This is a genomic window from Streptomyces sp. WMMB 714, from assembly GCF_900090125.1.
Classification (GTDB): Bacteria; Actinomycetota; Actinomycetes; order Streptomycetales; family Streptomycetaceae; genus Streptomyces; species Streptomyces daqingensis.
Window position 1 is genome coordinate 270,147 of the sequence record NZ_FMHJ01000002.1, and the last position, 26,176, is coordinate 296,322.

Annotated in this window: 27 protein-coding genes; 13 read left to right on the top strand and 14 right to left on the bottom strand. The window is 72.1% G+C overall.

The genetic code is table 11. The annotated features are described in order from the left end of the window. Nucleotides 1-128 precede the first annotated feature (128 nt). Both H181DRAFT_RS03900 and H181DRAFT_RS03905 read right to left on the bottom strand, forming a co-directional pair. Nucleotides 129-1,649, bottom strand: coding sequence for a DUF3152 domain-containing protein (locus tag H181DRAFT_RS03900; RefSeq protein ID WP_254666683.1), 1,521 nt, complete (start codon nt 1,647-1,649; stop codon nt 129-131). After that, nucleotides 1,649-2,686 carry an alpha/beta fold hydrolase gene (locus tag H181DRAFT_RS03905; RefSeq protein WP_074467699.1) on the bottom strand — a complete coding sequence of 346 codons (1,038 nt, stop codon included), beginning with the start codon at nt 2,684-2,686 and terminating at the stop codon, nt 1,649-1,651. Before H181DRAFT_RS03905 ends, H181DRAFT_RS03900 begins: the two co-directional genes overlap by 1 nt. A gap of 113 nt (nt 2,687-2,799) precedes the next feature. Between H181DRAFT_RS03905 and H181DRAFT_RS03910 the strand changes: the two genes are divergently transcribed. The 4 genes from H181DRAFT_RS03910 (at nt 2,800) to H181DRAFT_RS03925 (ending at nt 4,609) form a co-directional block, all read left to right on the top strand. Further along, complete coding sequence (locus tag H181DRAFT_RS03910; RefSeq protein WP_045862767.1) at nt 2,800-3,030, top strand: hypothetical protein; 231 nt, start codon at nt 2,800-2,802, stop codon at nt 3,028-3,030. A gap of 123 nt (nt 3,031-3,153) precedes the next feature. Next, nucleotides 3,154-3,777 carry a TetR/AcrR family transcriptional regulator gene (locus H181DRAFT_RS03915; protein ID WP_045862768.1) on the top strand — a complete coding sequence of 208 codons (624 nt, stop codon included), beginning with the start codon at nt 3,154-3,156 and terminating at the stop codon, nt 3,775-3,777. Between the two features lie 178 nt (nt 3,778-3,955). Then, complete coding sequence (locus tag H181DRAFT_RS03920; protein WP_045862769.1) at nt 3,956-4,186, top strand: DUF3107 domain-containing protein; 231 nt, start codon at nt 3,956-3,958, stop codon at nt 4,184-4,186. A 135-nt stretch (nt 4,187-4,321) separates the two neighbouring features. Next, a complete protein-coding gene (locus H181DRAFT_RS03925; RefSeq protein ID WP_045862770.1) occupies nt 4,322-4,609 on the top strand; it encodes a hypothetical protein in 288 nt (95 codons plus the stop codon). Nucleotides 4,610-4,784: 175 nt separating this feature from the next. Here the strand turns inward: H181DRAFT_RS03925 and H181DRAFT_RS03930 are convergent, their stop codons facing one another. Further along, nucleotides 4,785-5,516 carry a ferritin-like fold-containing protein gene (locus tag H181DRAFT_RS03930; protein WP_045863056.1) on the bottom strand — a complete coding sequence of 244 codons (732 nt, stop codon included), beginning with the start codon at nt 5,514-5,516 and terminating at the stop codon, nt 4,785-4,787. A gap of 389 nt (nt 5,517-5,905) precedes the next feature. Between H181DRAFT_RS03930 and H181DRAFT_RS03935 the strand changes: the two genes are divergently transcribed. Further along, entirely contained in the window at nt 5,906-7,594 is a 1,689-nt protein-coding gene (locus H181DRAFT_RS03935) for a DEAD/DEAH box helicase (protein WP_078895471.1), read from the top strand. A 190-nt stretch (nt 7,595-7,784) separates the two neighbouring features. Continuing rightward, a complete protein-coding gene (locus H181DRAFT_RS03940; RefSeq protein ID WP_045862772.1) occupies nt 7,785-8,750 on the top strand; it encodes an alpha/beta fold hydrolase in 966 nt (321 codons plus the stop codon). A 62-nt stretch (nt 8,751-8,812) separates the two neighbouring features. On the opposite strand, the gene H181DRAFT_RS03945 is transcribed toward H181DRAFT_RS03940, so the two are convergent. The 4 genes from H181DRAFT_RS03945 to H181DRAFT_RS03960 form a co-directional block, all read right to left on the bottom strand. Next, nucleotides 8,813-9,421 carry a MarC family protein gene (locus tag H181DRAFT_RS03945; RefSeq protein WP_045862773.1) on the bottom strand — a complete coding sequence of 203 codons (609 nt, stop codon included), beginning with the start codon at nt 9,419-9,421 and terminating at the stop codon, nt 8,813-8,815. 187 nt (nt 9,422-9,608) lie between these two features. After that, the gene (locus H181DRAFT_RS03950; protein WP_045862774.1) at nt 9,609-10,454 is read right to left on the bottom strand and encodes a PHP domain-containing protein; all 846 of its coding nucleotides are present in this window, start codon (nt 10,452-10,454) and stop codon (nt 9,609-9,611) included. A gap of 145 nt (nt 10,455-10,599) precedes the next feature. Further along, complete coding sequence (locus tag H181DRAFT_RS03955) at nt 10,600-11,238, bottom strand: DUF6758 family protein (protein WP_045862775.1); 639 nt, start codon at nt 11,236-11,238, stop codon at nt 10,600-10,602. A gap of 117 nt (nt 11,239-11,355) precedes the next feature. After that, nucleotides 11,356-11,943 carry a suppressor of fused domain protein gene (locus H181DRAFT_RS03960; protein WP_045862776.1) on the bottom strand — a complete coding sequence of 196 codons (588 nt, stop codon included), beginning with the start codon at nt 11,941-11,943 and terminating at the stop codon, nt 11,356-11,358. Nucleotides 11,944-12,422: 479 nt separating this feature from the next. On the opposite strand from H181DRAFT_RS03960, the gene H181DRAFT_RS03965 reads away from it, so the two are divergent. After that, on the top strand, nt 12,423-13,538 hold the full coding sequence (locus H181DRAFT_RS03965; protein WP_045862777.1) for a magnesium and cobalt transport protein CorA: 1,116 nt from the start codon (nt 12,423-12,425) through the stop codon (nt 13,536-13,538). Between the two features lie 158 nt (nt 13,539-13,696). After that, the gene (locus H181DRAFT_RS03970) at nt 13,697-14,224 is read left to right on the top strand and encodes a hypothetical protein (RefSeq protein ID WP_045862778.1); all 528 of its coding nucleotides are present in this window, start codon (nt 13,697-13,699) and stop codon (nt 14,222-14,224) included. Between the two features lie 99 nt (nt 14,225-14,323). Here H181DRAFT_RS03970 and H181DRAFT_RS03975 read toward each other — a convergent pair whose 3' ends face one another. Further along, the gene (locus tag H181DRAFT_RS03975; RefSeq protein ID WP_254666684.1) at nt 14,324-15,082 is read right to left on the bottom strand and encodes a hypothetical protein; all 759 of its coding nucleotides are present in this window, start codon (nt 15,080-15,082) and stop codon (nt 14,324-14,326) included. Nucleotides 15,083-15,259: 177 nt separating this feature from the next. Between H181DRAFT_RS03975 and H181DRAFT_RS03980 the strand changes: the two genes are divergently transcribed. From H181DRAFT_RS03980 to H181DRAFT_RS03990, 3 genes are read left to right on the top strand one after another with little or no spacing between them, the layout of a single operon-like run. Beyond that, nucleotides 15,260-16,585, top strand: coding sequence for a magnesium transporter MgtE N-terminal domain-containing protein (locus H181DRAFT_RS03980; RefSeq protein ID WP_045862779.1), 1,326 nt, complete (start codon nt 15,260-15,262; stop codon nt 16,583-16,585). Next, nucleotides 16,582-17,244, top strand: a complete 663-nt coding sequence (locus tag H181DRAFT_RS03985; RefSeq protein ID WP_045862780.1) for a DUF1003 domain-containing protein — start codon at nt 16,582-16,584, stop codon at nt 17,242-17,244. Before H181DRAFT_RS03980 ends, H181DRAFT_RS03985 begins: the two co-directional genes overlap by 4 nt. A 56-nt stretch (nt 17,245-17,300) precedes the next feature. Then, entirely contained in the window at nt 17,301-18,488 is a 1,188-nt protein-coding gene (locus tag H181DRAFT_RS03990; protein ID WP_045862781.1) for an Mrp/NBP35 family ATP-binding protein, read from the top strand. 171 nt (nt 18,489-18,659) lie between these two features. Here H181DRAFT_RS03990 and H181DRAFT_RS03995 read toward each other — a convergent pair whose 3' ends face one another. The 5 genes from H181DRAFT_RS03995 to sigE form a co-directional block, all read right to left on the bottom strand. After that, the gene (locus H181DRAFT_RS03995) at nt 18,660-19,313 is read right to left on the bottom strand and encodes a hypothetical protein (RefSeq protein ID WP_045862782.1); all 654 of its coding nucleotides are present in this window, start codon (nt 19,311-19,313) and stop codon (nt 18,660-18,662) included. A 205-nt stretch (nt 19,314-19,518) separates the two neighbouring features. Beyond that, nucleotides 19,519-19,995, bottom strand: coding sequence for a sec-independent translocase (locus tag H181DRAFT_RS04000; RefSeq protein WP_045862783.1), 477 nt, complete (start codon nt 19,993-19,995; stop codon nt 19,519-19,521). A 222-nt stretch (nt 19,996-20,217) separates the two neighbouring features. Further along, complete coding sequence (locus tag H181DRAFT_RS04005; protein ID WP_045862784.1) at nt 20,218-21,912, bottom strand: S1C family serine protease; 1,695 nt, start codon at nt 21,910-21,912, stop codon at nt 20,218-20,220. A gap of 105 nt (nt 21,913-22,017) precedes the next feature. Further along, nucleotides 22,018-23,052 (bottom strand): anti-sigma factor family protein, encoded by a 1,035-nt coding sequence (locus H181DRAFT_RS29745; RefSeq protein WP_074467700.1) that lies wholly within the window; start codon nt 23,050-23,052, stop codon nt 22,018-22,020. 11 nt (nt 23,053-23,063) lie between these two features. After that, a complete protein-coding gene (gene sigE, locus H181DRAFT_RS04015; protein ID WP_175439707.1) occupies nt 23,064-23,837 on the bottom strand; it encodes an RNA polymerase sigma factor SigE in 774 nt (257 codons plus the stop codon). A gap of 162 nt (nt 23,838-23,999) precedes the next feature. On the opposite strand from sigE, the gene H181DRAFT_RS04020 reads away from it, so the two are divergent. Beyond that, complete coding sequence (locus H181DRAFT_RS04020; protein ID WP_045862786.1) at nt 24,000-24,686, top strand: O-methyltransferase; 687 nt, start codon at nt 24,000-24,002, stop codon at nt 24,684-24,686. Between the two features lie 206 nt (nt 24,687-24,892). Here H181DRAFT_RS04020 and H181DRAFT_RS04025 read toward each other — a convergent pair whose 3' ends face one another. Next, a complete protein-coding gene (locus tag H181DRAFT_RS04025) occupies nt 24,893-25,060 on the bottom strand; it encodes a DUF3117 domain-containing protein (RefSeq protein ID WP_016469583.1) in 168 nt (55 codons plus the stop codon). Nucleotides 25,061-25,366: 306 nt separating this feature from the next. Here H181DRAFT_RS04025 and H181DRAFT_RS04030 point away from each other — a divergent pair, with 306 nt between their 5' ends. Continuing rightward, on the top strand, nt 25,367-26,155 hold the full coding sequence (locus H181DRAFT_RS04030; protein ID WP_045862787.1) for an enoyl-CoA hydratase-related protein: 789 nt from the start codon (nt 25,367-25,369) through the stop codon (nt 26,153-26,155). Nucleotides 26,156-26,176 lie beyond the last annotated feature (21 nt).

Consider the following 26,176-nt stretch of genomic DNA (forward strand, 5'->3'; position numbering starts at 1 on the left):
CGCCCCGCCGAAGGCATGACCACCGGCCACCACCGTCTGCGCGCACCCCGGCCCCGGGCCCCGGACCACGGATCGCGGATCGCGGATCGCGGATCGCGGATGGCGGATCGCGGATCCCGGACCTCGTGTCAGGCCTTCGGGAACGGCCACGCGTTGGGTTTGCAGGTCGCGTCGCCGCTCGTGACGGTCTTCGTCTGCTGCATCATGACCGGGGCCAGCGCCCCGTCCTTGTCGCAGCCCACGTGGTTGAGCCCGATCCTGTGGCCCACCTCGTGGTTGATGAGCATCTGCCGGTACGAGTACATGCGGTGGTCCCCGAAGGTCTTCGCGCCCTGCGCCCACCGGTACCCGTTGATCATGATGCGGTCGGTGGAGGCGGAGTCGCAGGAGACCCGCTCCTGGCTGGTGTCGAGCCCGGACTTCGCGCACCACACGTCCGTGGTCGGCGCGCTCGCCAGGGTGATCACGAAGTCCGGGTCCTTGCCGTCGACCCGCTCGAAGCTCCGCTCGCCGTCGTGGGCCCAGCTCCGCCTGTCGTTGAGCGTCTCGTGCACGGCCCTCGCGAAGAGCCCGGCCTCCAGGGGGAGCCCCTTCTCGACGTCCACCCGGTAGCGCAGGACTTCGCCGCCCTTGGCTCCCCGCTCGCCGCCCTTGACGGCGGTGAAGGTGCCCTCGCCCTTGAAGTCGGCCTTGAGAGGCAGGACTTCCGACATCTGCTCGGCATACGACGGCGCGGCCTTCCGCGGCGCTCCCGGCGCATCCCGGCCTTCCTGCGAACGGGAGGTCGTTCCGCCCTCCGACTGGCCGCGGTCGTCCGACTGCCCGGCGCCGGCCCGGTTCGCGCCGCCGCCGGCGACCTGGCCGCTGATGACCACGGCCAGCACTGTCGTCACAGCGAGGGCGAGGACCCCCGTGAACACACGGCCCTTGCCGCTCTTCTTCGGCGGTCGCGGCGGCTCCTGTGCCGGAGCCGGCACGCGCGGCATGCTCCCGGTGGAGGCGTTCCGCCCCTCCTCGTCGTCCCACGCCGGGCGCGGTCCGGGACCGCCCGGCCCCCTGCCGGGAGGAGCGAAGCGCCCGGGGCCGGTGCCGGGGCCCTGCGGGCCGCCCGGGCGCCGGAGCGGGTCGAATCCGTTCCGCCGCTCGTCGCCGGGTCCCACGCCGTGGCCGTGGCCGTCCCAGGGCCCGGGAGCGCGGGGATGACGCGGCGCGGGAGCGCGTACGGACCGTGCCGCACCGCTCCCGAAGAAGTCCTCGTCGAAGGCGTCCAGATACTCCTGCCGTGGGCCTGGGCCCTGCCCCGCCCTGGCCGCCGCGCCAGGAGCCCCCTGCAGCACCCGCCCGGCGGAGCGTTCCGCCCCCGGACCATGGCCGAGGGAGTCGGCACCCCAGCCGCCGCCCGGTTCGCGCTGCTCGGGGTGGCCGCCGCGCACCGGAGGTCCGTAGGCCTCGCCGGCGCCGTTGCCGCGCCACGGCTGACCGGCGCCGGGGGCCCCGTTCCGCGGGTCGCGGTCGTACGGCGGGGACGGTCTCGGGCCGGTCGGCTCTTCCCGGGCCATGCCGTACGCGGGTGCGGCGCCGTCTCGCTGCACCGCCCGGTCGGGCGGGTCGCCGGCTTTTGCGCGCCCCTTGCGGCTATGGCGTCCCACTAGTCACCTTCCGGGTGTACAGGTGTCGAGGGCGCAGCCTTGCCCACCTCGGCCTGGCCCGTCAACCGACCAGTATCCACAAGCAGTTCACGGAATGCGCACGCGACGATCTCCGGGTGCTCCATCATCGCCACATGTCCCGACTCGGGCAAAGCAAGCAGCCTGCTGTCGCGGAACGCGGCGCACGCCCGGCGCGCCATCCGGAAGCTCACGAGCTGGTCGCGACCGCCGTACACGAGGAGCGTCGGAGCGAGCACGCGCTCCGCCTGACGCCACAGCGAGTGCTGCCCGCCCAGGGTGTAGGCGTCGACGACGCCGCGGGCGGACCGGGCGAGCGAGTCCCAGAAGTAGGGCAGCCGCACTCTCCGCTCGTACTCCTCGACCGCCGCGGCGAATCCCGCGGGCGTGACGCGGGCCGGGTCGCCGTAGCACAGCGCCAGCACCTCCCGCGTCCGCCGCTCCGCGGACCAGCCGCTGGTCAGCCGTCCGAAGAGACGCGCGACGCCGGGCACAGCGAGCAGCGCCGTGGGCAGAGCGGTGCGCTGCGGCGGAAGCTCAGGCAGCGCGGGCGAGACCAGCGAGAGGGTGCGCACGAGGTCCGGTCTTATCGCCGCGACCCTCGTGGTCACCGCACCGCCGAGCGAGTTGCCGAGCAGATGCACGGGGGCGCGGCCCGACGAGTCGAGGTAGCGGATCACTGCCCGGGCGTGCGCGGAGACCGAGTAGTTGCCGTCGTCGGGCGGCGGGGACATGCCGAAACCGGGCAGGTCCAGCGCTTCGCCGTCGACGTCGCCCGCGAGCTCCAGCATCAGCGCCGACCAGTTCATCGACGACCCGCCCAAGCCGTGCACGTACAGCGCAGGCGACAGGCCCTGCCGCCGCGGCGGGCGTGAGCGGATGTTCAGCGTGAGTCCCGGCAGAGCGACCGATCGGAGCGTCTCGCCCTCGTGGGCCGAGGGGACGCCTGACGGCGGCACCGGCTCGGCAGCGCTGGGCGCCCCGGAGTCTGATGCTTCCGGGCGTTCGGTCGGCGACATGGGGCAATGTTACGAGACGATCACACGACTCCTCATGTGTTCGCCGTCACACGTCACTCCCGTCTAGTCGTAGCCTCGAATATGAGGCGTCCTTCATGGAAAGGGGAGCGTGCATGCCTGTTGACCCGATCGACCCGGACAAGTTCGAGGATGCGTACGAAGAGGAGCCGGAGGAGGTGCCGACCGGCCTGGAGGCCCCGCCGGAGGACGCCGCGGAGCAGCATGCCGACCTGCTCAGCCAGCGGGACGAACCGATCACCGGCCGCACGGACATCGAGGCGAACCCCGCGGACGCCGCCGAGCAGGCGCGGGTGGTCGAACTGGAAGAGGATGAGTACCGATAAAGCGCCCCTTGCGCTGCCTGCCAGCTGAAATTATCGGACCGCAGGAGTCACACTGCGGTTACCCAAAAGTACGATGGCGGCGCAGCGCAATCCGCGCGCAGACAGACCGATCAGGGAGGCGGCGTGTCAGCCATCGAGCAAACTGAAGCGCGCCCACGCGGCACGCGCCTGCCGCGCCGGGCCCGACGCAACCAATTGCTGGGAGCAGCCCAGGAAGTGTTCGTCGCGCAGGGCTACCACGCGGCGGCCATGGACGACATCGCCGACCGGGCCGGCGTCAGCAAGCCCGTGCTGTACCAGCACTTCCCCGGGAAACTGGACCTCTATCTCGCGCTGCTCGACCAGCACTGCGAATCGCTGCTGCAGGCGGTGAGGGCGGCTCTCGCCTCGACCACCGACAACAAGCAGCGCGTGGCCGCGACCATGGACGCCTACTTCGCGTACGTCGAGGACGAGGGCGGCGCCTTCCGGCTCGTCTTCGAGTCCGACCTCACCAACGAGCCCGCCGTGCGGGAGCGCGTGGACAAGGTCAGCCTCGACTGCGCGGAAGCGGTCAGCGAGGTCATCTCGGAGGACACCAAGCTGCCGCGCGAGCAGTCGATGCTGCTGGCGGTGGGGCTGTGCGGAATGGCACAGATCACCGCCCGGTTCTGGCTGAGCTCGGGGCAGCCCGTCCCCCGTGACTCCGCGGCCAAGCTGATCTCGTCCCTGTCGTGGAGGGGCATCGCCGGCTTCCCCATGCAGTGAGACGTCCCGCACGCCCGCAGCAGCACGCACAGTGTTCGCTGCGGGCGTGCGGCGTTCGCCGCGGTGTTCGCTGCGGGCGTGCCCGGGCGGCCCCCTGGCGGCGAGGGTGTCCGGCTAATGTGTGCTCCGTACAGCGCGGCTGACCGCGTAACAACTGACCGTTCGGAGGGACATAGCCGTGGAGGTCAAGATCGGCGTGCAGCACGCGCCCCGCGAGATCGTCTTCGAGAGCAAGCAGTCTCCCGAGGAAGTCGAGAGCGTGGTGTCGAACGCACTGGCCGAAGGCGGCTCGAACATGCTCAGCCTGACGGACGAGCACGGCCGCAAGATCCTGGTCCCGGCAGGGCGCGTGGCCTACGTCGAGATCGGTGAACAGACCGGCCGCAAGGTGGGGTTCGGCACCATCTGAGCACCTGCGCAAGACACACGTCAGGAACGGCGGCGGCTTCCCGAATCTTTCGGGGGGCCGCCGTTTCGCGTGTCCGCCATACGGGGAGTACGGGAACGACCGAACAGCACGTCGGCCGCAACCGAAGGAGGTCCCATGTTCTGGGAGGCACTCGGCGCGACGGCCCTCGGACTGGTGATCGCCGTCGCAGCCGTCCGGCAGCTCCCGGAGCGACTCGCGCGCGGTCCTCTGGTCCTGGCGACCGGACCGGCCGCCGCTCTCGTGGGCGGACTCATCTGCAGGGTCGTGCTGGGCAGCGGCCACACGCTCACGACTCTCGCTGTCTCGGCCGTGGTGAGTGTGGCGATCCTCTCACTGCTGATCGTGGACGTACGGCCCGCTCACCGCATGCCCGCGAACGTCGTCAGCCCGCCCAGGGCCTGAGAGCGCCGGTCCAGAGCCGGGCCGCTCCCACCGCAGCCGAGGCGGCGCACCGCGGCTCCGCGCAGTCAAGTCCGGGCGGCGCTCGGCGGTCCCCCGTACGGGCGGCACCGCCCGCGCCCGGCACCCCGAACCCCGCGAAGCCTCCGCGAGAGCGCCCACGCCGTTCCGCGACCGGTTACGAGGCCAGGCCCAGCGCCGCCATCCGCTTGGTGTGCGCCTCCGTGATACGGGAGAACATCCGCCCGACCTCCGCGAGGTCGAAGCCGTCGGCGAGACCGCCCACCAGCATCATCGACAGCGCGTCCCGCTCCGCGACCACCCGCTGCGCCTGGGAGAGGGCCTCGCCCATCAGCCGCCGCGCCCAGAGCGCGAGCCTCCCGCCGACCCTGGGGTCGGCCTCGATCGCGGCCCGCACCTTCTCGACGGCGAAGCTGGAGTGGCCTGTGTCGTCGAGCACACCCAGCACGAGCGCGCGGGTGTCGGAGTCCAGGCGGACGGCCACCTCGCGGTAGAAGTCCGAAGCGATCGAGTCGCCGACGTACGCCTTGATCAGTCCTTCCAGCCAGTCCGACGGCGCGGTCTGCCGGTGGAACTCGTCGAGCGCCGCCGCGAACGGCTGCATCGCCTCTGTGGGCTCCACGTCGATCACGGAGAGCCGCTCCCGCAGCTGTGCGAAGTGCTGGAACTCGGCCGAGGCCATGGACGCCAGTTCCGCCTTGTCGGCCAGGGTCGGCGCGAGCTTCGCGTCCTCTGCCAGCCTCTCGAAGGCGGCGAGCTCGCCGTAGGCCAGCGCTCCCAGCAGATCGACGACGGCCGCCCGGTAGGTCGCGTCCGCGGACGCCTCTTCCCAGTTCTGGGTGGCGGTGCCGGTGTGCTCGGTGGCGGGGGTCTTCTCAGGCGTCTCCATGCGCAGCACGATAGCCCGCCGGATCCGGGCGGGAATCCCCGTTCCGCCGGCCTCTCCGGCCCCAGGGAACTCGTACACAACAATCGGCCCGGTACACATGCACGGATCCGGGGTACAGTGATATTGGCTCCCGCCGGCTCGGCGGGATGCACGAACGCAAGACTGCGGATGCCCGGTCGGAGGCCCGATCGGCTCCGACCCGACCGCCCTCCGCGAGGCGCGTGTTCCCCACACGTCCCGTGACAATGGAGGGACCGCTCGCGTGAAGAGCGCTTGAGCGAGAGCCAGTGGTCCCGCACAGTCCGGCGGGCCGGCGAAGGCGCCGCCCCCGGGTCATCGCGGTACGACCCTCCTCGCCGCCTCGTCGCGCGCACACAGAATAGGCCAGCATCCTGACCACCACGACTTTCCGAGATCTCGGAATCCTCTCCGAGACAGCCGAGGCCCTCGAAGCCGTCGGCATCAGCACGCCCTTCCCGATCCAGGAGATGACCCTGCCCGTCGCCCTCGCGGGCGGCGACGTCATCGGCCAGGCGAAGACCGGCACCGGCAAGACGCTGGGCTTCGGCCTCCCGCTCCTGGAGTCCGTCACCGTCCCCGCCGACGTGGAGCGCGGCCGGGCGGAGCCCGAGTCGCTCACCGACTCCCCGCAGGCCCTGATCGTCGTCCCCACGCGTGAGCTGTGCCAGCAGGTGACGAACGACCTGCTGACCGCGGGCAAGGTCCGCAACGTCCGAGTGCTGTCGATCTACGGCGGCCGTGCCTACGAGCCGCAGGTCGAGGCCCTGAAGAAGGGCGTCGACGTCGTCGTCGGCACGCCGGGGCGGCTGCTCGACCTGGCCGGCCAGAAGAAGCTGCGCCTGTCCGACGTGCGCACGCTCGTCCTCGACGAGGCCGACGAGATGCTCGACCTGGGCTTCCTCCCGGACGTCGAGAAGATCATCCAGATGCTGCCCGCCAAGCGGCAGACCATGCTCTTCTCGGCGACGATGCCCGGCCAGGTCATCTCCCTCGCCCGGCGCTACATGAGCCAGCCCACGCACATCCGCGCCTCCGAGCCGGACGACGTGGGCCAGACCGTGGCGAACACCACACAGCACGCCTTCCGCGCCCACTCCATGGACAAGCAGGAGATGGTGGCCCGCATCCTGCAGGCCGAGAGCCGCGAACTCGCGATGATCTTCTGCCGTACGAAGCGGACCGCCGCGGACGTCGCCGACCAGCTCACCCGCCGCGGCTTCGCCGCGGGAGCCGTCCACGGCGACCTGGGCCAGGGCGCGCGGGAGCAGGCGCTGCGCGCCTTCCGCAACGGCAAGGTCGACGTCCTGGTCTGCACGGACGTGGCCGCGCGCGGCATCGACGTCGACAACGTGACGCACGTCATCAACTACCAGACGCCGGAGGACGAGAAGACGTACCTGCACCGCATCGGCCGCACCGGCCGCGCGGGCGCCTCGGGTACGGCCGTCACGCTCGTCGACTGGGACGACATCCCCCGCTGGCAGCTCATCGACAAGGCCCTGGAGCTGGGCCTCGGGGCACCGGAGGAGACGTACTCCACCTCCCCGCACCTGTACGAGGCGCTGGGGATCCCCGCCGGAACCAAGGGGATACTGCCGCGCAACGAGCGCACCCGGGCGGGTCTCTCGGCCGAGCAGGTCGAAGACCTGGGCGAGACGGGGCGCGGTCCGCGCGGCCGCGGTGGCCGGAGCGCGCCGGAGCCGGAGGGCCCCAAGCGCACCCGGCCCCCGCGTCAGCGCCGCCGTACCCGCAACGGGCAGCCCCTCGACGCCACGGCCGAGACCGACGCCTCGCAGTCCGCCTCTCCGGCTTCCGCGCACGAGGACGGCGGTCCGCGCAAACCGCGGCGGCGTCGCCGTACGCGCAGCGGCGCGGCCGGCGCGGGGCAGCCTCAGGACGGAGCGGCGGGCGCGAAGCAGACCGGCACGGCCACCGCCACGGGTTCGCAGCAGGACCAGTCCGCGGGTGCCGCGAGCGCCAAGCCGGCCCGTCGCCGCCGTACGCGCGGTGGCGGCGCCAAGGCGGCCCAGCAGCCCCAGGCGGCTCAGGAGAGCTGACCCGCCGTCGACGGCAGCGGCCACGGCCGCTGCGGGCGGCACACGCGTCGAGGCCCGGCCCGGGTGGGTCCGGGCCTCGGCGCTGTCCGGACCGGGGCCGGGCCGGGGTGGGCTCAGCAGCCGGGCCCAGGTCCGTGTTCAGGGCGTTCGTCCTGCTGTCGGTACGGCGACGGGGCGGTAGCGTCCTCGCATGAGCAAGCCGCCGTTCCTCGTGCTGCCGCCCGTAGCCCGGGCGTACCGACTCGCCACCGCACGCGGTGAGTTCGCCGTACACGACGCGGGTGAGCCGCGCCTGGGCACGGCGATGCTGCTGCCCGGCTTCACCGGCAGCAAGGAGGACTTCATCGCCCTGCTGGAGCCGCTGGCCGGTGCCGGATACCGCGCCGTGGCCGTGGACCAGCGCGGACAGTACGAGACCGGCGGGCCTCGCACCGAGGCCGCGTACGCGCGTGCGGAGCTGGCGCTGGACGCGCTGGCCCTGGCGGAGGCGCTGCAGCAGGACGACGGCGTCGCCAGGCCCGACAGGGGCAGCGGCAGTGGGACGGCGAACTCCCCGGACAGCGGGCGCGGCAGTGGAACGCGGCGGGCGGTGCACCTGCTGGGCCACTCGCTCGGCGGCCTCATCGCGCGTGAGGCGGTGCTGCGCGACCGGACGCCCTTCGCGTCCCTGACGCTCATGAGCAGCGGTCCCGCAGCGGTCTCCGCCACCCAGCAGCACCGTCTGAAGCTGCTGCTGGGCGCCCTGCCGGTGATGACGGCGGAGGAGATCTGGCAGGCGATGCGCGAGCTCGACCCCGTCGAGGCGGCGGACGAGTCGACGCCGCCCGAGGTGGCCGGTTTCATGCACGAACGCTGGCTGGCACACGTGCCGGAACAGCTGTCCGCGACAGCCCAGCAGTTGATCGCCGAGTCCGACCGTGTCGGCGAACTCGCCGCAGCGGTCTCCGCGTCCGGACCGGACGGGCCCGCGCTACCCGTCCACGTGCTGTCCGGTTCCGTCGATTACGCGTGGCCAGTGCCACTGATCGACGACATGGCAGTACGGCTCGGTGCCGTACGCACAGTCGTGCAGGGCGCCGGGCACTCTCCGAACGCGGAACGGCCCGGAGAGACGGCACGGGCGCTGGCGGACTTCTGGAGCGGAGCCTCGGACTGACCCACGGGGCGCACCGGCTCCTCCCCGTCCGCGTCCCTTGTGACGTGCCTGTCCGCCGAACCTCAGGCCCGGCCGGTGATGAACTGCTCGACGCCGTTGGCTATCTGCTGCACGGCGATCGCGGACAGCAGCATGCCGGACAGCCGCGTCACCAGCACCACGCCGCCCTCCTTGATCACGCGGATGATGAGCAGCGAGTAGCGCATCACCAGCCACAGCACCACATGGATGGCGAGAATCGCGACCCAGACGGAGAACTGGCCGCCGAGGCCGTCCGCGTCCTGCACGGCCAGGATGACGGAGACGATCGCACCGGGCCCCGCGAGCAGCGGCATGCCCAGTGGCACGAGCGCCGCGTTGACTTCCTTCGTCTGTGACGGCTCGTCGGCCTTCCCGGTCAGGAGGTCGAGCGCGACGAGCAGGAGCAGCAGCCCGCCGGCGACCATCAGCGCCGGCACCGAGACGTGCAGATAGTCGAGGATCTGTTGCCCGCACAGTCCGAAGACGGTGATGACGCCGAAGGCGACAGCGGTGGCTTGGAGCGCCATCCGGCGCTGCACCTTGACGGGCCTGCCGGAGGTGAGGGCGAGGAAGATCGGCGTGATACCCGGCGGATCCATGATCACGAACAGGGTGATGAAGACCGATCCGAAGAGCGCGAAGTCGAACACTGCGTTGCCTTGCTGCGAGGCCGGGCTGTGGAACGCCCGGGAGCGGACGGAGGGGGACGGGCTGAGCGGACGGACGGGGCCGCACACTGCCGGGCGGCCGCGCGGAGCACCCGGCCACAGTGCACTGCGCACGGGCCGTCCGGACAGGCCGCTGCACGGGCGCGCACGCCCGGTGGACGTCTGCGCGTCAGCCCGTGACGGGCGCGGAACCGGAGCCGCGTGCGGCGATCTCGGCCCAGACGTCGGGATGCGTCGTGTGCTCGCCGAGGCGGCAGGTCTTCCGGCTTCCGTGGTAGTCGCTGGATCCGGTGGCGAGGATCCCGAGGTCGCCGGCGAGGCCGTGCAGGCGTGCCCTGGTGGCCGGTTCGTGGTCCATGTGGTCGGCCTCGACGCCGTCCAGGCCCGCCGCGGCCAGGTCGGCGATGGCGCTCTCCGGGACGCACTGACCGCGTTTGGCGGCAAGCGGATGAGCGAAGACGGCGACGCCGCCCGCGCCCTTGATCAGCCGCAGTGCGTCGAAGGGGTCCAGTTCGTGCTTCTCGACGTACGCCCTGCCGTCGTTGGCCAGCCACTCCGGGGTGAAGGCGTCCGAGACGCTGCCGATCACTCCCGCCTCGACCATGGCGGTCGCGATGTGCGGGCGCCCGACCGCGCCGTCCCCCGCGATCCGGGCGACGTCCTCCCATGTCACGGGGACGCCCAGCTCCCGCAGCCTGCGGACCATGCCCTGGGCGCGGGGGACGCGGTCGTCCCGTACGAGTTCGCGCTCGCGGGCGAGTTCGGGCTCCGCCGGGTCGAACAGGTAGGCCAGCATGTGCAGGCTGACGCCGTCGAGCCGGCAGGAGAGCTCCGCGCCCCGGACGAGCGTCAGCCCGGAGGGCAGCGCCGCCAGAGCGGCCTCGTGGCCCGAGACGGTGTCGTGGTCCGTCAGCGCGACGACGTCGAGTCCGGCCCGCTCGGCGTTCCGGACCAGCTCAGCGGGGGTGTCGGTGCCGTCCGAGGCAGTGGAGTGGGTGTGCAGGTCGATGCGCACGGGCAGAGGCTCCAGCTACGGCGGGGAGGACGGAAAGCAGGGGGTGTTCCCACCATAGCCGCCGTCCAGGACACCTCCCGCGGGCGGACGGGGAGCAGGCCCGAGCACCCGGCCCCGGGCGGCAGGGAGTCCACCCGCCCGTGGATCAGGAGAGGATGCGCGACGAGAGCGTCCCGCAGGGCAGCAGATCCACTTCGGCCCCCGCGTCCCGCAGGTCGGTGAGCACGAGCTCGTCGTACATCAGCAGACCGGACTGTTCCGGCCATACGATCGCCCACAGCCAGAGCCCGCGCGCCTCACCGGCGAAGACCGCCCGGTCGCTGGCCGAGCCCGGCACGTGCCACAGCGGGGTCGGCCGTCCGGCGGCGAGCACCTTCACGGGCGGCGGCTTGTCCACGCACATGCCCGGTCCGGGGTCGACGCCGTCCACGCCCGCGTAGCGGGCACCAAGGCCGACGCCCAACTCCTCGGCCACCAGGATGAGTTCACCCGTCCCGCCGAGAGGGCCGGGCCCAGAGCACGCAACTGCCGTGGCCCGCGCTCCGCTTCTGTCGTCCCCCGCGCACGCGACACCCGAGAACAGCCAGCCCACCGGCAGCGGCCAGGGCATCCACACGGGGACCTTGGTCCGTCCGACGGCCACGGCGAGCGCTTCGACGCTGGGGGGAACGACAGGCTGGAGCGGGTGCACCGTGCCGTGCAGATCGCACTGCCAGGCCTCGGCGAAGAGTCCGGGCGCCCGCACCCGGCCACCGCATTTCGGGCAACTGGGTTCGCCCCTCATGAAGCACAACGGTCCTCCCCGGCCGCGTCCGCGTCAAGGATCACCCGTCCCTACTTGGCCGAAGCCTGTCGGTCCTCCCCACGCGCCCCACCTGCCCCAGCGGGGACGGCGGAGCGCTCAGTCCGTCAGCGCCACAGCGGCACGGAGCGGGTCGCGGAGATCGGTTCCGTGGCTGAGCCAGCGCTCCTCGAGGGCGGCGGCGCCGTGGACGCGCTTCCAGGCGGCCTCGTTCGGCGTCATGGGCAGCAGCGGGAGGAAGCGCACCGGCTCCAGAGGAGGATCGAGCGCCAAGTCCTCGACCAGGCCGCCCGGTTCGGCGACCAGAACGGACGTGAAGGGGGCGTCCGGCCACAGCGGTTCGCCGACGTCCAGCGAGGCGCCGGGGGTCACGACGACGCCCTCGACCTGCGGCGACGCGGCGAGCACTGCCAGCGGCCGCAGCACCTCGTCCGTCCTGGCGGCGCCCGCCCGTACGGACAGGAGCAGTTCGGCACGCGGCCCGCGCTCGGGGTCGGCCAGAGCGGCGGCGGGGTCGGTCATGGGAGCGGCCGACATCCCGAGGGTGGCGTAGCGCAGCAGGTCGCCGTCCACGAAGCGCAGTACGTCGATGCGCTCCGTGCCGAGGAACGTCACCGAAGCCCGCGCGTCGGGCTCCCCGAGCGCCGAGCGCAGCCGCCCCTCCACCAGATCCGATACGTCAGCCATGCCGCGAGGATAATCACGTAAGGAGGTGGCAAAGAGACGCGAGGTAGCGCCGGAAGCGTCAGAAGCAGTGCTCCGGCGGTGTTACCTTGGCTGCTGGTCAGGCATGCGAATCGTCCCTCAAGAGGGACCGGCCGGAGGAGGTGGGACTGACATGGATCCGAGTCGACCGTGCAGTACCAACTGCTCTTCCGTCCCACCGCGTCCCCACTCCTGAGCGCCCTACTCCCCCGCCGGTCCAACGGCGAAACGACATGGGGCGCATTGTTTCCCCGGGATGTGTCCACGGGGTTCCGCGGCACGGAAGAGCTCAGAGCACAGCTCCACCCCGCAAGACCGCGAACCAGCGAACGCCGTCGCGACCGGCCTGAGCGGTACCCGCTTTGCAGACCTCCGGCTCCCTGCACGCCGCACGATCCGTAGGTTTACATTCCGGGCAGCGCTGCACCGGGCGACGGCTCGGCATCCCCGAGGAGCCCAGCATGTCGATGATCCGAGACCTGCGCGCCGCCGTACGCCCGTCCCTCCGCAAGGGCGGCCGCTCGGCGTACCAGTACGAGAACACCCGCACCGACGACTCGGGCACCGCGGTCGTGGACTGCGCCGTGTACCGGGACGGCCGGCGCGTCAAGGCACAGATGACGCCCGTCGAGGCGCTGCGGCAGGTGCGCTCCAGCGAGGGGCGCGAGTTCGTGTGGATCGGTCTGCACGAGCCGACGGAGAGGGAGTTCTCCGGCATCGCCACGGAGTACGGACTGCACCCCCTCGCCGTCGAGGACGCGGTGCACGCGCACCAGCGCCCGAAGCTCGAGCGGTACGACGACAGCGTCTTCACCGTCTTCAAGACGATCCACTACGTCGAGCACGCCGAACTCACCGCCACCAGCGAGGTGGTGGAGACCGGCGAGGTGATGTGCTTCACCGGGCGGGACTACATCATCACCGTGCGGCACGGCGGCCAGGGTTCGCTGCGCGCGCTGCGGCACCGCATGGAGGACGACGCGGAACTGCTCGCCAAGGGGCCCTCCGTGGTCCTGCACGCGATCGCCGACCAGACGGTCGACGGATACCTCGCGGTCGCCGACGCCGTCCAGGACGACATCGACGAGGTCGAGATCGAGGTCTTCTCCAACACCGCGGGCAACGGCCGTCGCGGCGGCGACGCCGGGCGCATCTACCAGCTCAAGCGGGAGGTGCTGGAGTTCAAGCGCGCGGTCTCCCCGCTGCTGCGTCCGATGCAGCTCGTCAGCGAGCGGCCGATGCGGGTGATCGACCCGGAGATCCAGAAGTACTTCCGCGATGTCGCCGACCACCTGACGCGCGTGAACGAGCAGGTGCTCGGCTTCGACGACCTGCTCAACTCGATCCTGCAGGCCAATCTCGCGCAGGCGACGGTCGCGCAGAACGAGGACATGCGCAAGATCACCTCGTGGGCGGCGATCTTCGCCGTGCCCACGATGATCGCGGGCATCTACGGGATGAACTTCGACTACATGCCCGAGCTGCACTGGAAGTACGGCTATCCCACGGTGATGGCCGTGACGGCGTCGATCTGTGTCGCCATCTACCGCGGCTTCAAGCGCAACGGCTGGCTCTGACCACCGGCCGGGGCTGTGCAGGCCCGCCAGGGGTCAGCCCCAGGTCACCCGCAAGACGGGAACAGGTGGCGTGCCTCGACGCCCGGCGTTGACGCCGGGCGTCGAGGCACCCTCCTGGCGGAAGCCCCGGCCCCTCCCCTGCCCGGTAGCCTGCCCGTATGACGCTGCTCGATCAGGCCCTCGTCGAGGAGGCCACCAAGAAGTCCGGCCTCGTCTGGGTACGCGGCCCGGAAGGCCCCGCACGGTCGCTGTGGCACGTGTGGCACGACGGTGCCGTGTGCCTCGTGGGGGACGGACCGCTGGAACAGCCCCTGGAGGGGCTGGGGTTGACGGACGGGGGCGCCGCGACGGTCAGCGTGCGCAGCAAGGACAAGGGCGGGCGGCTCGTGGTCTGGCCGGCCCGCGTGGTGGAGCTCGAACCGCACACGGAACGCTGGGAGACGGTCGTCGGCGAGCTGAGGGGGAAGCGGCTCAACGCGCCCGACTTCCAGACGGTCGCGGAGCGTTGGGCCCGCGAGTGCCGGGTTCTGCGCCTCGAACCGTCAGGGCCTCCCGTACAGCAGCCGGGTTCGATGCCCGACGACGCGCAGGCGGCCGTTCCGCTGCCCACCCGTGCCACGACGCGGCGCCGCATCCCCGCGGCACTGCCGAAGCTGCTGTTCCGCAGGCGGCGCCAGGCGGACTGAGCCCGGGCCGCTCGTCTTCCCGAAGCACGCCCGCCCTGCTCGACCGGCTCGTCCGGCCCGACCGGCTGACGGTGCAAGCCGGGGGGGGAGCCGGGGCGGTCAGCTCTGGCTCTCGGTTATCTTCCGGCCGTAGTCGACGATCTGCTTCTTCGGCGGCGCCTGGAGCTTGAAGTCCTTGTTCCAGTCGTCGAGTTCGAGCGTGCCGGCGCCTCCGCCGCGTTCCACCCGCATCGGGTAGGGATTGCCGATCAGCGAGACGTCGACGATCCCGCCGCCGCCCTCGCCGGCCATGACGCGGATGGTCCGTACGCCGTCGACCTCGCCGCGCTCCCCCGTCTCCCGCTTGCCCCGCATCGTCAGCAGGCCGTCCAGCAGCACGCGCATGTCGGCGAAACCGCTGAGCTGTTTGTAAGCCGGGTCTCCGGAGGGGACTTTGACGTACTTGCCGTCGAGCTTGCCGGCCGCCTGGACGTCCGACCTCGACGGCTCCTTGCCGCCCTTGCCCTGGCGCGCCCAGAAGTCGGCGTCCGCCTTGAGGAAGAGAGCCTTGCCGGTCTTCAGCAGCCAGAACGTGGAACCGGCCCTGGAGACCTTGCCCGTGGCGCCGTCGCGCTTGAGGCGCATGTTCAGACGGTAGCTCTGCCCCTTGCTGACGACGTTGCCGGCGAGCTTGACGGCGTCCGCGCTCTCCGCGGCCGCTCTGGCCTTCTTCTCGATGCGCACCGCGGACAGCTTCCCGATCCCGTTCGTCCCCTCGTCGGGGTCGCCGCTGCCGCATGCGGTCAGCGTCGCTGCAAGTCCCGCGCAGAAGGCCCCCCTCAGGGCCGCGGCTCCTCGCGTGCGGGCGCGTCCAAACACGTCGGCAACCTCCTGGAGATCGGGCCGGGAACCGCACCTTACCGGGGCCCGCGAGTGGTTCCGGACGGGAGCCGTCCGGACCATCCTGCGAGGCCCCGCAGGGGGCCGCCAGGCTAGGCTGAAGCCGACAAACGGTGCGTAGGCGCCGGAGGCCGGACGGATGAGGAGGCCCGAAAGATGGCCGCAGGAGCCACCCGGGTCTTCGTCTCCCACCTCGCCGGCATCGCGGTCTTCGACCCCAACGGCGACCAGGTCGGACGCGTGCGCGACGTCGTCGTGATGCTCAGGGACCAGCCCGCCGCGGGCGGGGAGCGCACGGCGCACGCCCGTCCGCCGCGGGTGCTCGGGCTCGTGGTCGAAGTGGTCAGCAGGCGGCGGGTCTTCCTGCCCATGACGCGCGTGACGGGCGTCGAGTCCGGCCAGGTGATCACCACGGGTGTGGTGAACATGCGTCGCTTCGAGCAGCGCCCCGCCGAAACGCTGGTGCTCGGGGAGCTCCTGGACAGGCGCGTCACGCTCAACGAGACGGGGGAGCAGGTCACCGTCCTGGACGTGGGGATGCAGCAGCTCCCCGCGCGGCGTGACTGGCAGATCGACAAGGTCTTCGTGCGCCGGGGCAAGGGCGGCGCGCTCAGACGCCGCGGCGAGACCCTGACCGTCGAGTGGACGGCGGTGACGGGCTTCGCGCTGGAGGAGAAGGAGCAGGGCGCCGCCACCCTGCTCTCCACGTTCGAACACATGCGGCCCGCCGACATCGCCAACACGCTGCACCACCTCTCCGCGAAGCGCCGCACCGAGGTCGCGGGGGCGCTCGACGACGACCGGCTGGCGGACGTGCTCGAGGAGCTGCCCGAGGACGACCAGGTCGAGCTGATCGGCGAGCTCCCCGACGGCCGCGCCGCCGACGTCCTGGAGGCGATGGACCCGGACGACGCCGCCGACCTGCTCTCCGCCCTCGCCGAGCAGGAGCAGGAGCGGCTGCTGCAGCTGATGAGGCCGCAGGGGGCCGACCCCGTCCGGCGGTTGCTTTCGTACGAGGAGGGAACCGCGGGCAGCATCATGACGACCGAGCCCATCGTGCTGCAGCCCGACGACACCGTGGCGCTGGCGCTCGCCCGCGTGCGCAACCCCGACCTGTCGGCGCCGCTGGCGGCGCAGGTCTTCGTCTGCCGGCCGCCCGACGAGACGCCGACGGGCAAGTACCTCGGCGTCGTCCACTTCCAGCGGCTGCTGCGGGACCCGCCCTTCACCCTCGTCGGCTCGATGGTCGACACGGACCTGCGTCCGCTGCCGCCCGAGTCCACGCTGCCGTCGGTGAGCAGCTACCTGGCGACGTACAACATCGTGGCGGCCCCCGTCGTCGACGAGGGCGGGCACCTGCTCGGCGCGGTCACGGTCGACGACGTCCTCGACCACCTGCTGCCGGACGACTGGCGGGAGGACGCCGCGCTGGAGCCGCAGCCCCTCGGGCGGGACCGCCCCGGAGGAGGTGAGCCCGGATGACGCCTGACCGCGGCCGGGAACGCGAGAGGGACAGGGAACGGGACCGGGAACGGGACCGGGACCGGGAACGGGACCGGGAGCGCGAGAGAGACCGGGAGCGGGAGCGGAACACCACGCGCGGGCGCCTCGACGTACCCCGCGCCCCCCGGCGCAGGCTGCTGCCCGAGTACGACCCCGACGCGTTCGGGCGGCTCTCGGAGGAGATCGCACGCTTCCTGGGCACCGGGCGCTTCATCGTCTGGATGACGTTCGTCGTGGTCGTCTGGATCTCCTGGAACGTGCTGCTGCCCCAGCCGCTGCGCTTCGACGAGTACCCGTTCATCTTCCTGACGCTCGCCCTGTCCCTGCAGGCTTCGTACGCCGCCCCGCTGATCCTGCTCGCGCAGAACCGCCAGGACGACCGGGACCGCGTCAACCTCGAACAGGACCGGAAGCAGAACGAACGGAGCATCGCCGACACCGAGTTCCTCACCCGGGAGATCGCGGCGCTGCGCATGGGCCTGGGCGAGGTCGCCACCCGGGACTGGATCCGGTCCGAACTGCAGGAGATGGTCAAGGAGCTGGAGCAGTCCGGGCAGCAGGGCGCGCAGCCTCGTTCCGCGCAGCCTTCGCGGGAAGCGCCCCGGGACACCCGTGCGGGCCCGCACGACAGCGTGTGACGCGAAGACGCCACCGCGGCTTCGGGCACTCCTCCGGACGGCCGTACCATTTCCGCATGGCTACCGACACTCCCGCAGAGTCCGCCCAGGAGGGGGGTCCCGCAGCGACGGCTCCCACCGAGGACGCCGTACGCGCCGCACTCGCCACGGTGAACGATCCGGAGATCCACCGGCCGATCACGGACCTCGGCATGGTCAAGTCCATCGGCATCGCACCGGACGGCGCCGTCGACGTGGGGATCTATCTGACGGTCTCGGGCTGCCCGTTGCGGGACACCATCACCGCGAACGTGACCGAGGCCGTCCAGGGCGTGGCGGGCGTCACACGTGTGAGCGTCGAACTCGACGTGATGAGTGACGAGCAGCGGCGCGAGCTCGCCTCCTCCCTCAAGGGCGGGAAGGCCGAGCGGGAGGTCCCCTTCGCGCAGCCCGGCTCGCTCACCCGGGTCTACTGCGTGGCCTCGGGCAAGGGCGGCGTCGGCAAGTCGTCGGTGACGGTGAACCTCGCGGCCGCGCTCGCGGCCGAGGGCCAGAAGGTCGGCGTCGTGGACGCGGACATCTACGGCCACTCGGTGCCCAGGATGCTGGGAACGGACGCGAGGCCCACACAGGTCGAGGACATGATCATGCCGCCGTCGGCGCACGGCGTGAAGGTCATCTCGATCGGCATGTTCACGCCCGGCAACGCGCCGGTCGTGTGGCGCGGCCCGATGCTCCACCGGGCGCTCCAGCAGTTCCTCGCGGACGTCTACTGGGGCGACCTGGACGTCCTCCTCCTCGACCTGCCCCCGGGGACGGGCGACATCGCGATCTCCGTGGCCCAGCTGGTGCCCAACGCGGAGATCCTCGTCGTGACCACACCCCAGCAGGCCGCCGCCGAGGTCGCGGAGCGCGCGGGCTCCATCGCGGTGCAGACGCATCAGAAGATCGTCGGCGTCATCGAGAACATGTCCGGCATGCCCTGCCCGCACTGCGACGAGATGGTCGACGTCTTCGGTACGGGCGGCGGCCGGCAGGTGGCCGAGGGCCTGACCCGCACCACCGGCGCGGAAGTACCGGTGCTGGGCGGCATCCCGATCGACCTCCGGCTCCGTGAGGGCGGCGACGAGGGCAAGCCCGTGGTGCTGAGCGACCCGGACTCGCCCGCGGGTGCGGCGCTCCGCGACGTCGCCGAAAAGCTCGCGGCCCGGCAGCGCGGGCTGTCGGGCATGAGCCTCGGGCTCACGCCCAGCAACAAGTTCTGACGTCTCACAAGGGCCGCGGCCTCTCAGGCCGGCGGCCCCGGGGCCCAAGCGCGCCCGCGCACGCGCCCCGCGGTCGAGCCGTCCGGGCGGACACACGCAAGAGGGGCGCTCTCCGGAGAGGGCGCCCCTTACCCGTGGGCTCCGCGGACCCGGCGACCGGCCGGGCCGCGCTCACTGCTCGTAGACGGTGATGTCCTTGACCACTGCGAATCCCAGACCGTAGGCGCTCATGCCCCGGCCGTACGCCCCGATGTGCACGCCTTCCTGCGCCGCGCCGGCGAGTACCCACCCGTACTCGGCCTCGCGGTAGTGGAAGTGGGTCGGTACGCCGTCGACGGGCAGGGTCAGCGTGGTCCAGCCGGAGCCGCCCAGATCGTCGGCCAGCTCCCACGCCACGCTCGTCTGCTGGTCGAGCCAGTCCTGACGCAGCCCGCGCTCCATCTCTTGTGGCCATGTACACGACAACAATCCGGAGCCCGCGAGCCACGCCGCCGTCGACACGGAGGTCGCCTCCAGGACGCCGGTGCCGTCAGCGCTGCGCCGCACCGGACGGCTGGCGACCGTGACCGTGACCGCGAAGCGCTGCTGGTCAGGATTCGCCTCGACCTTGAGCGAGGGAACCTCGCCGTGACCTGTCGAACCGTGCTCGACCGTGCCGTCCGCCGCTGTTCCCACCTGCATCAGCCAACGCGGTCCGGTGAATGCCTCGTCGAGGCCGTACCACGGGAAGGAGGCCGTCAAGAACCCGTCCACAGCCCGCTCGGCACCGGGTTCCTCCGGTGCGGCGGGCCCGGGTTCACCGGCCACCCGACTCGTCGTCTCCATTGCGCGACGCCTCCTCCTTGCCCTGTGCCACGGGCAGCCTGCCCCCCTCGGACGGCGACCCCGGACACTGGGAGGATAGCCACCCTGGTCGGCCGTTTCGGGCATGACCAAACATCGCACCGTCATCGGGGACGTGAGATGCGCCTCTCAGGTGACCTCGATGAGGCAGATGATGCGCAGGCTTGCGGGAGTGCCCGGAGGGGCCTCAGGTGGCGTCGGCGTCGAAGGGCGGCGGATCGCTCTCAGGCCTCTGGGCAGGGCGGTCCTTGCTCAGCGGGTCGGTCGTCGCGACGCCGCTGCCCGCGGACTTCGTCAAGTTCGCGCGGCTGCCGCCGCCGCTCTTGCCGGCGGTGCCCTCGCTCCCGTTGACGGCGTCTGTGACTTCCGCCATGTCCTTGCGGAAGTCGAAGCCGTTGCGGATCTCCTTCAGGCCGAGGTCGTCCTCGTCGAGGAGGTGCTTGCGCGCGAACGTCTTGGGGTTCAGGTCCTCGAAGTCGAAGTCCTTGAACTCCGGACCGAGCTCGGAGCGGATGTCCTCCTTGGCGTTGTCCGAGAACTGCCGCACCTTCCGGATGAAGCCGGCCACGTCCTGGATCACCTTGGGGAGCTTGTCCGGACCGAAGATCAGGACCGCGAGGATGACGAGCGCGACCAGCTCTAGGGGTCCTATGTCGAAGAACACCTTGCAGCTCCCTCATCCTGATGCGTTCGCGGGCGAATACGGCCCTGTGTCACGGTACCCGGACTGCCTGCCCCGGCGGGAGCCCGCCCGGGCATCGGCTGCACCATCCGGCGCACGGCGGACGGCACCGTCACGCGTGAGGCGGTCGCCCGGCAGGCTCCCCGTGCTCTCCGGAGGGGCTCGGTCCGCCGCGTTGAGGGAGCTGTCCGGAGCCGGTGCCGATCACTCGTCGTCATCGGCCGAACCGAGTTCGAGGCTCACCGTGCGCGTCCTCCCGTCCCTGCGGACGGTCAGCTCCAGCACGTCGCCCGGACGGCGGCCGCGGACCTTCACGATCAGCTCCTCCGCGCTGTGCACGCCCGCTCCGTCCACCGCTGTGACGACGTCACCCGGTTCGAGTCCCGCCTTCTCAGCGGGTCCGCCGGGCACGACCGGCTTGCCGTCCCGGCTGCTTCCGGACGTGGCGACCCGGGCGCCGTCCCCGCCGTACGCCATGTCGAACCTCACGCCGAGAACCGGACGGACCGCACGGCCGTCGTTGATCAGCTCCTCGGCCACGCGCCTGCCCTGGTTGACCGGAATGGCGAAGCCGAGTCCGACGCTGCCGCCCTCGCCTCCGGCGGGCAGCTCCGGCCCGCTTCCGGCGGACCGGATGGCGCTGTTGATGCCGACCACACGCCCCCGGCTGTCGAGGAGCGGCCCGCCGGAGTTCCCCGGGTTCATGGCCGCGTCCGTCTGCAGGGCGTCGACGTAGCTGGTGCCCCCGCCGTCCGGGCCGCCTGCTGCCGTGACGGGGCGGTGGGTGGCGCTGACGATGCCGTACGTGACGGTGCCGGCGAGGCCGAACGGCGCCCCGACCGCGACGACCGGGTCGCCGACCGCGACGGATTCGGAGTCCCCCAGCGGCAGCGGCTCGAGATCCCGGACGCCGCTGACCCTGACCACGGCCAGGTCGTACCCCCGGGCCGTCCCGACCACCTCGCCCTCGGCGGAACGGCCGTCGTGGAAGGCGACCTCCAGCGGGGCGCCCCGGGCCGCCGACTCGACGACATGGCTGTTGGTGAGGATGTGGCCCCGGTCGTCGAGCACGAAGCCGGAGCCGACGCGGGTGCCTGGGCCCTCGCCGTCGCCGTCACCGTCGTGGAGGGTGACGACGCCCGGCAGCGCGGCTTTCGCGATACCGGCGACGGTGCCGGGGGCGGTGTCCGCGCCCGTGCCGGGACCTGCCTGCGGCAGTTCGACGTCGCCCACGAGGCCCTCCCGTTCGAGGTACGCGCCGAGGAGTCCGCCGGCGATCCCTACGGCCAGGGACAGTGCGACGGTCGCGGCGACGAGCCGGGACCCGTGGCGTCCGCCGCTCTCCGCGGAGTCAGGTGCGGGAGCCGACGTCGCCCACGGGTCGTAGCGCGGCCGCCGGGGCCCGGAGGGGCGCGGTTCCTGCGGCAGCGGCGCGGGCAGGGCGGGGACCGCCCCGGGAGCGGACGCCCCGGCGGCGGGCTCGGCAGCCGCCTTGGCGACGGGCGTGCCCGCGGCGGGCGTCGTGGCAGGGGAAGGCAGCGGGACGCCCCACGCGGGCGTCACAGCGGGCCGCCGGACCAGCGGGGCGGGCGCCCAGGGGCCCGGACCGCCGTAGGGAGGCGTGCTGTACGGGTCCGCGCCGTGCAGCGGCTCTGCCCGCCTCGGCGGGAACCTGCCGCTCCCGCCGGATGCGGCACCAGCGGTCCGTGCGCTGATCGGCGCCGGGCCCGTACCGCCGCTCGCCGGGCGTGCGGGCCGTCCGTCCGGCGAGCTGACAGGGCCTTCCGCGCTGCGCGGCGCCGACGTACCGGACGCGTCCGGCAGCGGCAGTTGCCCGGCCGGACTCTCACGGGGACGGCCCGGCGCCTTCGGCCACGACTCCGCGGACTTCTCGTCCATGCTCACCCCGTTGCTGTTCGTGCAGGACAAATCGCCCTGGTAGCAACGGAATTCAACCAGGCGCAGGGTCGGTTGGGCAGGGACGCGGCGCCGGAACCCTTCGGCTCAGCCCTGCGGAGGCGCAGCCGTGACGAACGGGGAAGGCGCCGGAACAGGTGCTCGCCCTTCCTGCGCGCCGGCCGTGAAGGCGTCGACGGTCGTCCCCTCGTACTGTTCCGCGCCGCCGGAGCCGGCGAACGAGGGCAACTCGGAGCGCGTGAACGGCGATTCCAGAAGCGCTTCACGCAGCAGGGGCAGCACCGCGTCCGGCCGCTCCCGCGACGAACGCGACGCGCTCGGCGCCGCCCACGGGGCTCCGCGGTGGAACGCGACCTCCTGCTCCGCACTCGCGGACGCCCCGGACGAAGATCCCGCTGCCGCGCTCACGCTGAGGGCACCGCCGCCGTACTCGTTCCGCGCACCGCCGGTGTCCCTGCGCCGCCTGTCCCGCTCGCCACTGGCACCGGCCGTCGAGGTCGTGCGGACGGAACTCGCCGAGGCTCCCCCGGTGTCGCTCTTCGCCGCCGCCGGCGAACTGCCGGCAGGTCCCGATCCCAGCCCGCCGCCGAGCGCGAGGGCCGCGAGCGAGACCGCTCCCGCGGCGGCGAAGGCGAAGCGCCGCCCGCGCGAGGCCAGCCGGTCCGTCTCGTGCATGTCGAGGCCGCGGCCCGGCGAGAGCGCGCTCTCCGCCCTGCCGCCCCGCAGGTAGTCGAACGTCCAGGACGAGTTGTTGGAACCGCCCGGCAACGAGGACGACGCCGGACGGGGGCGTCCGCCCAGCAGGCCGCCGCCCGCACCACGGTGCGGGCCGCCGGAGTCGTCAGTGTCGGACGGGCCGCCTGGATCCACCGCCGGAAGCCCCTGCAGGCGCGCCAGAAGGCCGTCCGAAGGAGGCGGCGGCGCGGTGTCCGCGAAGACGTTCTTCACGCGGCGCTGCGCGTCGGCCTCCGCCTTGCAGCCCCGGCACGTCGCCAGGTGGGCCAGCACCCGCTCCCGGGCGTCATGCCCCAGCTCTCCGTCGATCAATGCCGCCAGCCTGTCGCCGAGATGCTGCTCGGCCGGCGTGAGACCCCTTTCGGGATGCGGCACTTGACGGTCCATGCCTGTGCCACTCACGCGGCACCGACCTCCCCACTTCCGCCGCCGGGGACGGCCGCGCTCAAGGCGCGCTGCTGCTCGGCACGCGCCTCGGGAGAGCGGTGCTGCAGCGCCTTGCGCAGTTGCGAACGTCCCCGGTGGATCCGGCTGCGCACCGTCCCGAGCTTCACGCCCAGAGTGGCAGCGATCTCCTCGTACGACAGGCCTTCGATGTCGCAGAGCACCACCGCGGCCCGGAACTCCGGCGCCAGGGTGTCCAGGGCCTGCTGGACGTCGGCGTCGAAGTGGGTGTCGTTGAAGTGCTGCTGCGGGGTGGGCTCACGGCTCGGGAGCCGCTCCGCCGCGTCGTCGGCGAGCGCGTCGAACCGGATGCGCTGCTTGCGGCGCACCGTGTCCAGGAAGAGGTTCGTGGTGATCCGGTGCAGCCAGCCCTCGAAGGTGCCCGGGGTGTACGTCGACAGGGACCGGAAGACGCGGACGAAGACCTCCTGCGTGAGGTCCTCGGCGTCGTGCTGGTTTCCGGTGAGGCGGTAGGCGAGGCGGTAGACCCGCGCGCTGTGCGTGCTGACGATCTCCTCCCAGGTGGGAGGGGTCCAGGCCTGGCTCTCCGCATCGGTGTCGAAAGTCGCCGTGGTCGCGGAATCGGCGGCGTGGACCTTGTCAGCGTTGTCGCTCACGGATTTCGGCTCGCCCCCGGACCTGCGGAAACGCCTCAGCATTCCACGGTCCCGGACCGTAGCCGCACCTCCCCTGTCGGCTCTGGTGGTGTCCAGTGGACCCCCAACCATAGCCACCCCGCCCGTTAGCTCCGGATAAGCACTTTTGACCGGCTCGCGGCCGGCCCGCTCCGCCTGCTGCACAGAATCCGTCACGACACCCCCTGAGACCTTCCGTCTGATTCAACGCCCGGTCCCATCAGCGGGTTCCCGGGGCAGCGGATACAGTCACGGTTGCGTGGAGGACGGGGACAGGAGAGGGCCATTACCGGCAACCGGCAGTCGAGCTGGGCGTTCGCCGACGCCTACGACGCCGAGCTCGTCGACGACGCCGAGATCGCGGCGCTGCGCTGGGCCCGCGAACGGGCCCGGCAGGCAGGCGTGCGCGCGGTGTCCGCCGGCACCGGAGCCACCCTGCGCCTGCTCGCCGCGACGACGGGCGCCAAAGCCGTCGCCGAGATCGGCACCGGCACCGGCGTCTCCGGCATCCACCTCCTCGCCGGCATGCGCCCCGACGGCGTGCTGACGACCGTCGACGTCGAGCCCGAGCAGCAGCAGTTCGCGCGTCAGGCGTTCCGTGCGGCGGGCTTCGCCGGCAACCGCGCCCGCTTCATCCCCGGCGCCGCGCTCGACGTGCTGCCCCGCCTGGCCGACGGCGGCTACGACATGGTGTTCTGCGACGGCGACCGCTCCGAGTGCCTGGCCTACTTCGACGAGGCGCTGCGCCTGCTGCGCAACGGCGGCCTCGTCTGCTTCGAGGGGGTCTTCGCCAACGGCCGCACCGTCGATTCGGCGCCCCAGCCCTCGGAGGTGCTGAAGCTGCGCGAACTGCTGCGGACCGTACGGGAGAGCACGCAGCTCGTGCCCTCGCTGCTGCCCGTCGGCGACGGGCTGCTGTGCGCCGTAAAAAGGGGTCAGTGAACCCGCGGCTGCGAGCCGGTCCGCAGGCGCACCCCTCGGCACGGGCGACGCGCTCCCTCCTGCTCCCGCGCCCGAAGCGGAAGCGCGCGGCGCGCGGCCGGGCACACGACTGCCCCGGAGCACCTGGGGTGCTCCGGGGCAGTGGAAGACTCTCGGAAGGCGGGACGTGGCTCCGCGTTCCGGCCGCTCGGGGCGGCCGCCGGGCGTCAGCCGCAGACTTTCTTGAGCTCCTCACCGAGCGCAGTCGCCTCGTCCGGGGTCAGCTCGACGACGAGTCGCCCACCGCCTTCGAGCGGAACGCGCATGACGATGCCCCGCCCCTCCTTGGTCACCTCGAGCGGGCCGTCACCCGTCCGCGGCTTCATGGCCGCCATGCTCGTTCCCCTTCCTGAAACCAGCTGATGCAGCCGACAACTCGCGTGTCACCGGCATCGAACACATTGCTCCTGGGTCATTATCCCGCATGGCAGGACCCGATGACCAACAAGAGGTCGCATCTCTTCTCACTCGCTCTCGCACAAAACCACTCAATCCGTCGGCGAGACTGCGATACTGCTCCGCCTCACGGGTCCCAGGCCCGCGCGAATCGCCTCACTGTTTGACACAGTTCACACGCCGCACCCGGGCGAGCACCCCGGGACGCCCTGTCGGCGCCCGTTGATCTGGGCCATGCTGTCCCCATGTCGGACACAGTGCTCTATGACGTGACCGAGGGTCTCGCGACGATCACCCTCAACCGCCCGGACGCGATGAACGCCCTCGACGACGAGCTGAAGGCGGCGCTCCGCGACACCCTCCGCGCGGCCGCGGCGGACGAGACCGTGCGGGCCGTGCTGCTCACCGGCAACGGGCGCGCGTTCTGCGTCGGCCAGGACCTCAAGGAGCACATCGGTGCCCTCCAGAGCGGCGGAGGCAGCGCCCTGCGCACCGTCGAGGAGCACTACAACCCGATCACGCTCGCCATCGCCGGTATGCCGAAACCCGTCGTCGCCGGGGTCAACGGGGTGGCCGCGGGCGCGGGCGCGGGCTTCGCCTTCGCGGCCGACTACCGCCTCATGGCGGAGTCCGCCGCTTTCAACACCTCGTTCGCCGGAATCGCGCTCACCGCGGACTCCGGCATCTCCTGGACGCTGCCGCGGCTCGTCGGCCCGGGGCGGGCCGCCGATCTGCTGCTCTTCCCGCGCAGCGTGCGCTCGGGCGAGGCGCTGGAGCTGGGCATGGCGCACCGCGTCGTGCCGGACGGCGAGCTGGCCGAGCAAGCCGCCGCTGTGGCACGGGAGTTGGCGCAGGGACCCACCGCCGCGTACGCGGCGATCAAGGAGTCGCTGGCCTTCGGCGCCGGCCACTCGCTCGCCGAGACGCTGGAGAAGGAAGCGGAACTGCAGGTGCGCGCGGGCGCGTCGCAGGACCACAAGGCCGCGGTCGAGGCGTTCGTGAAGAAGGAGAAGCCCCGCTTCACGGGCCGCTGAACCGCGGTCCGTACCGCGGTC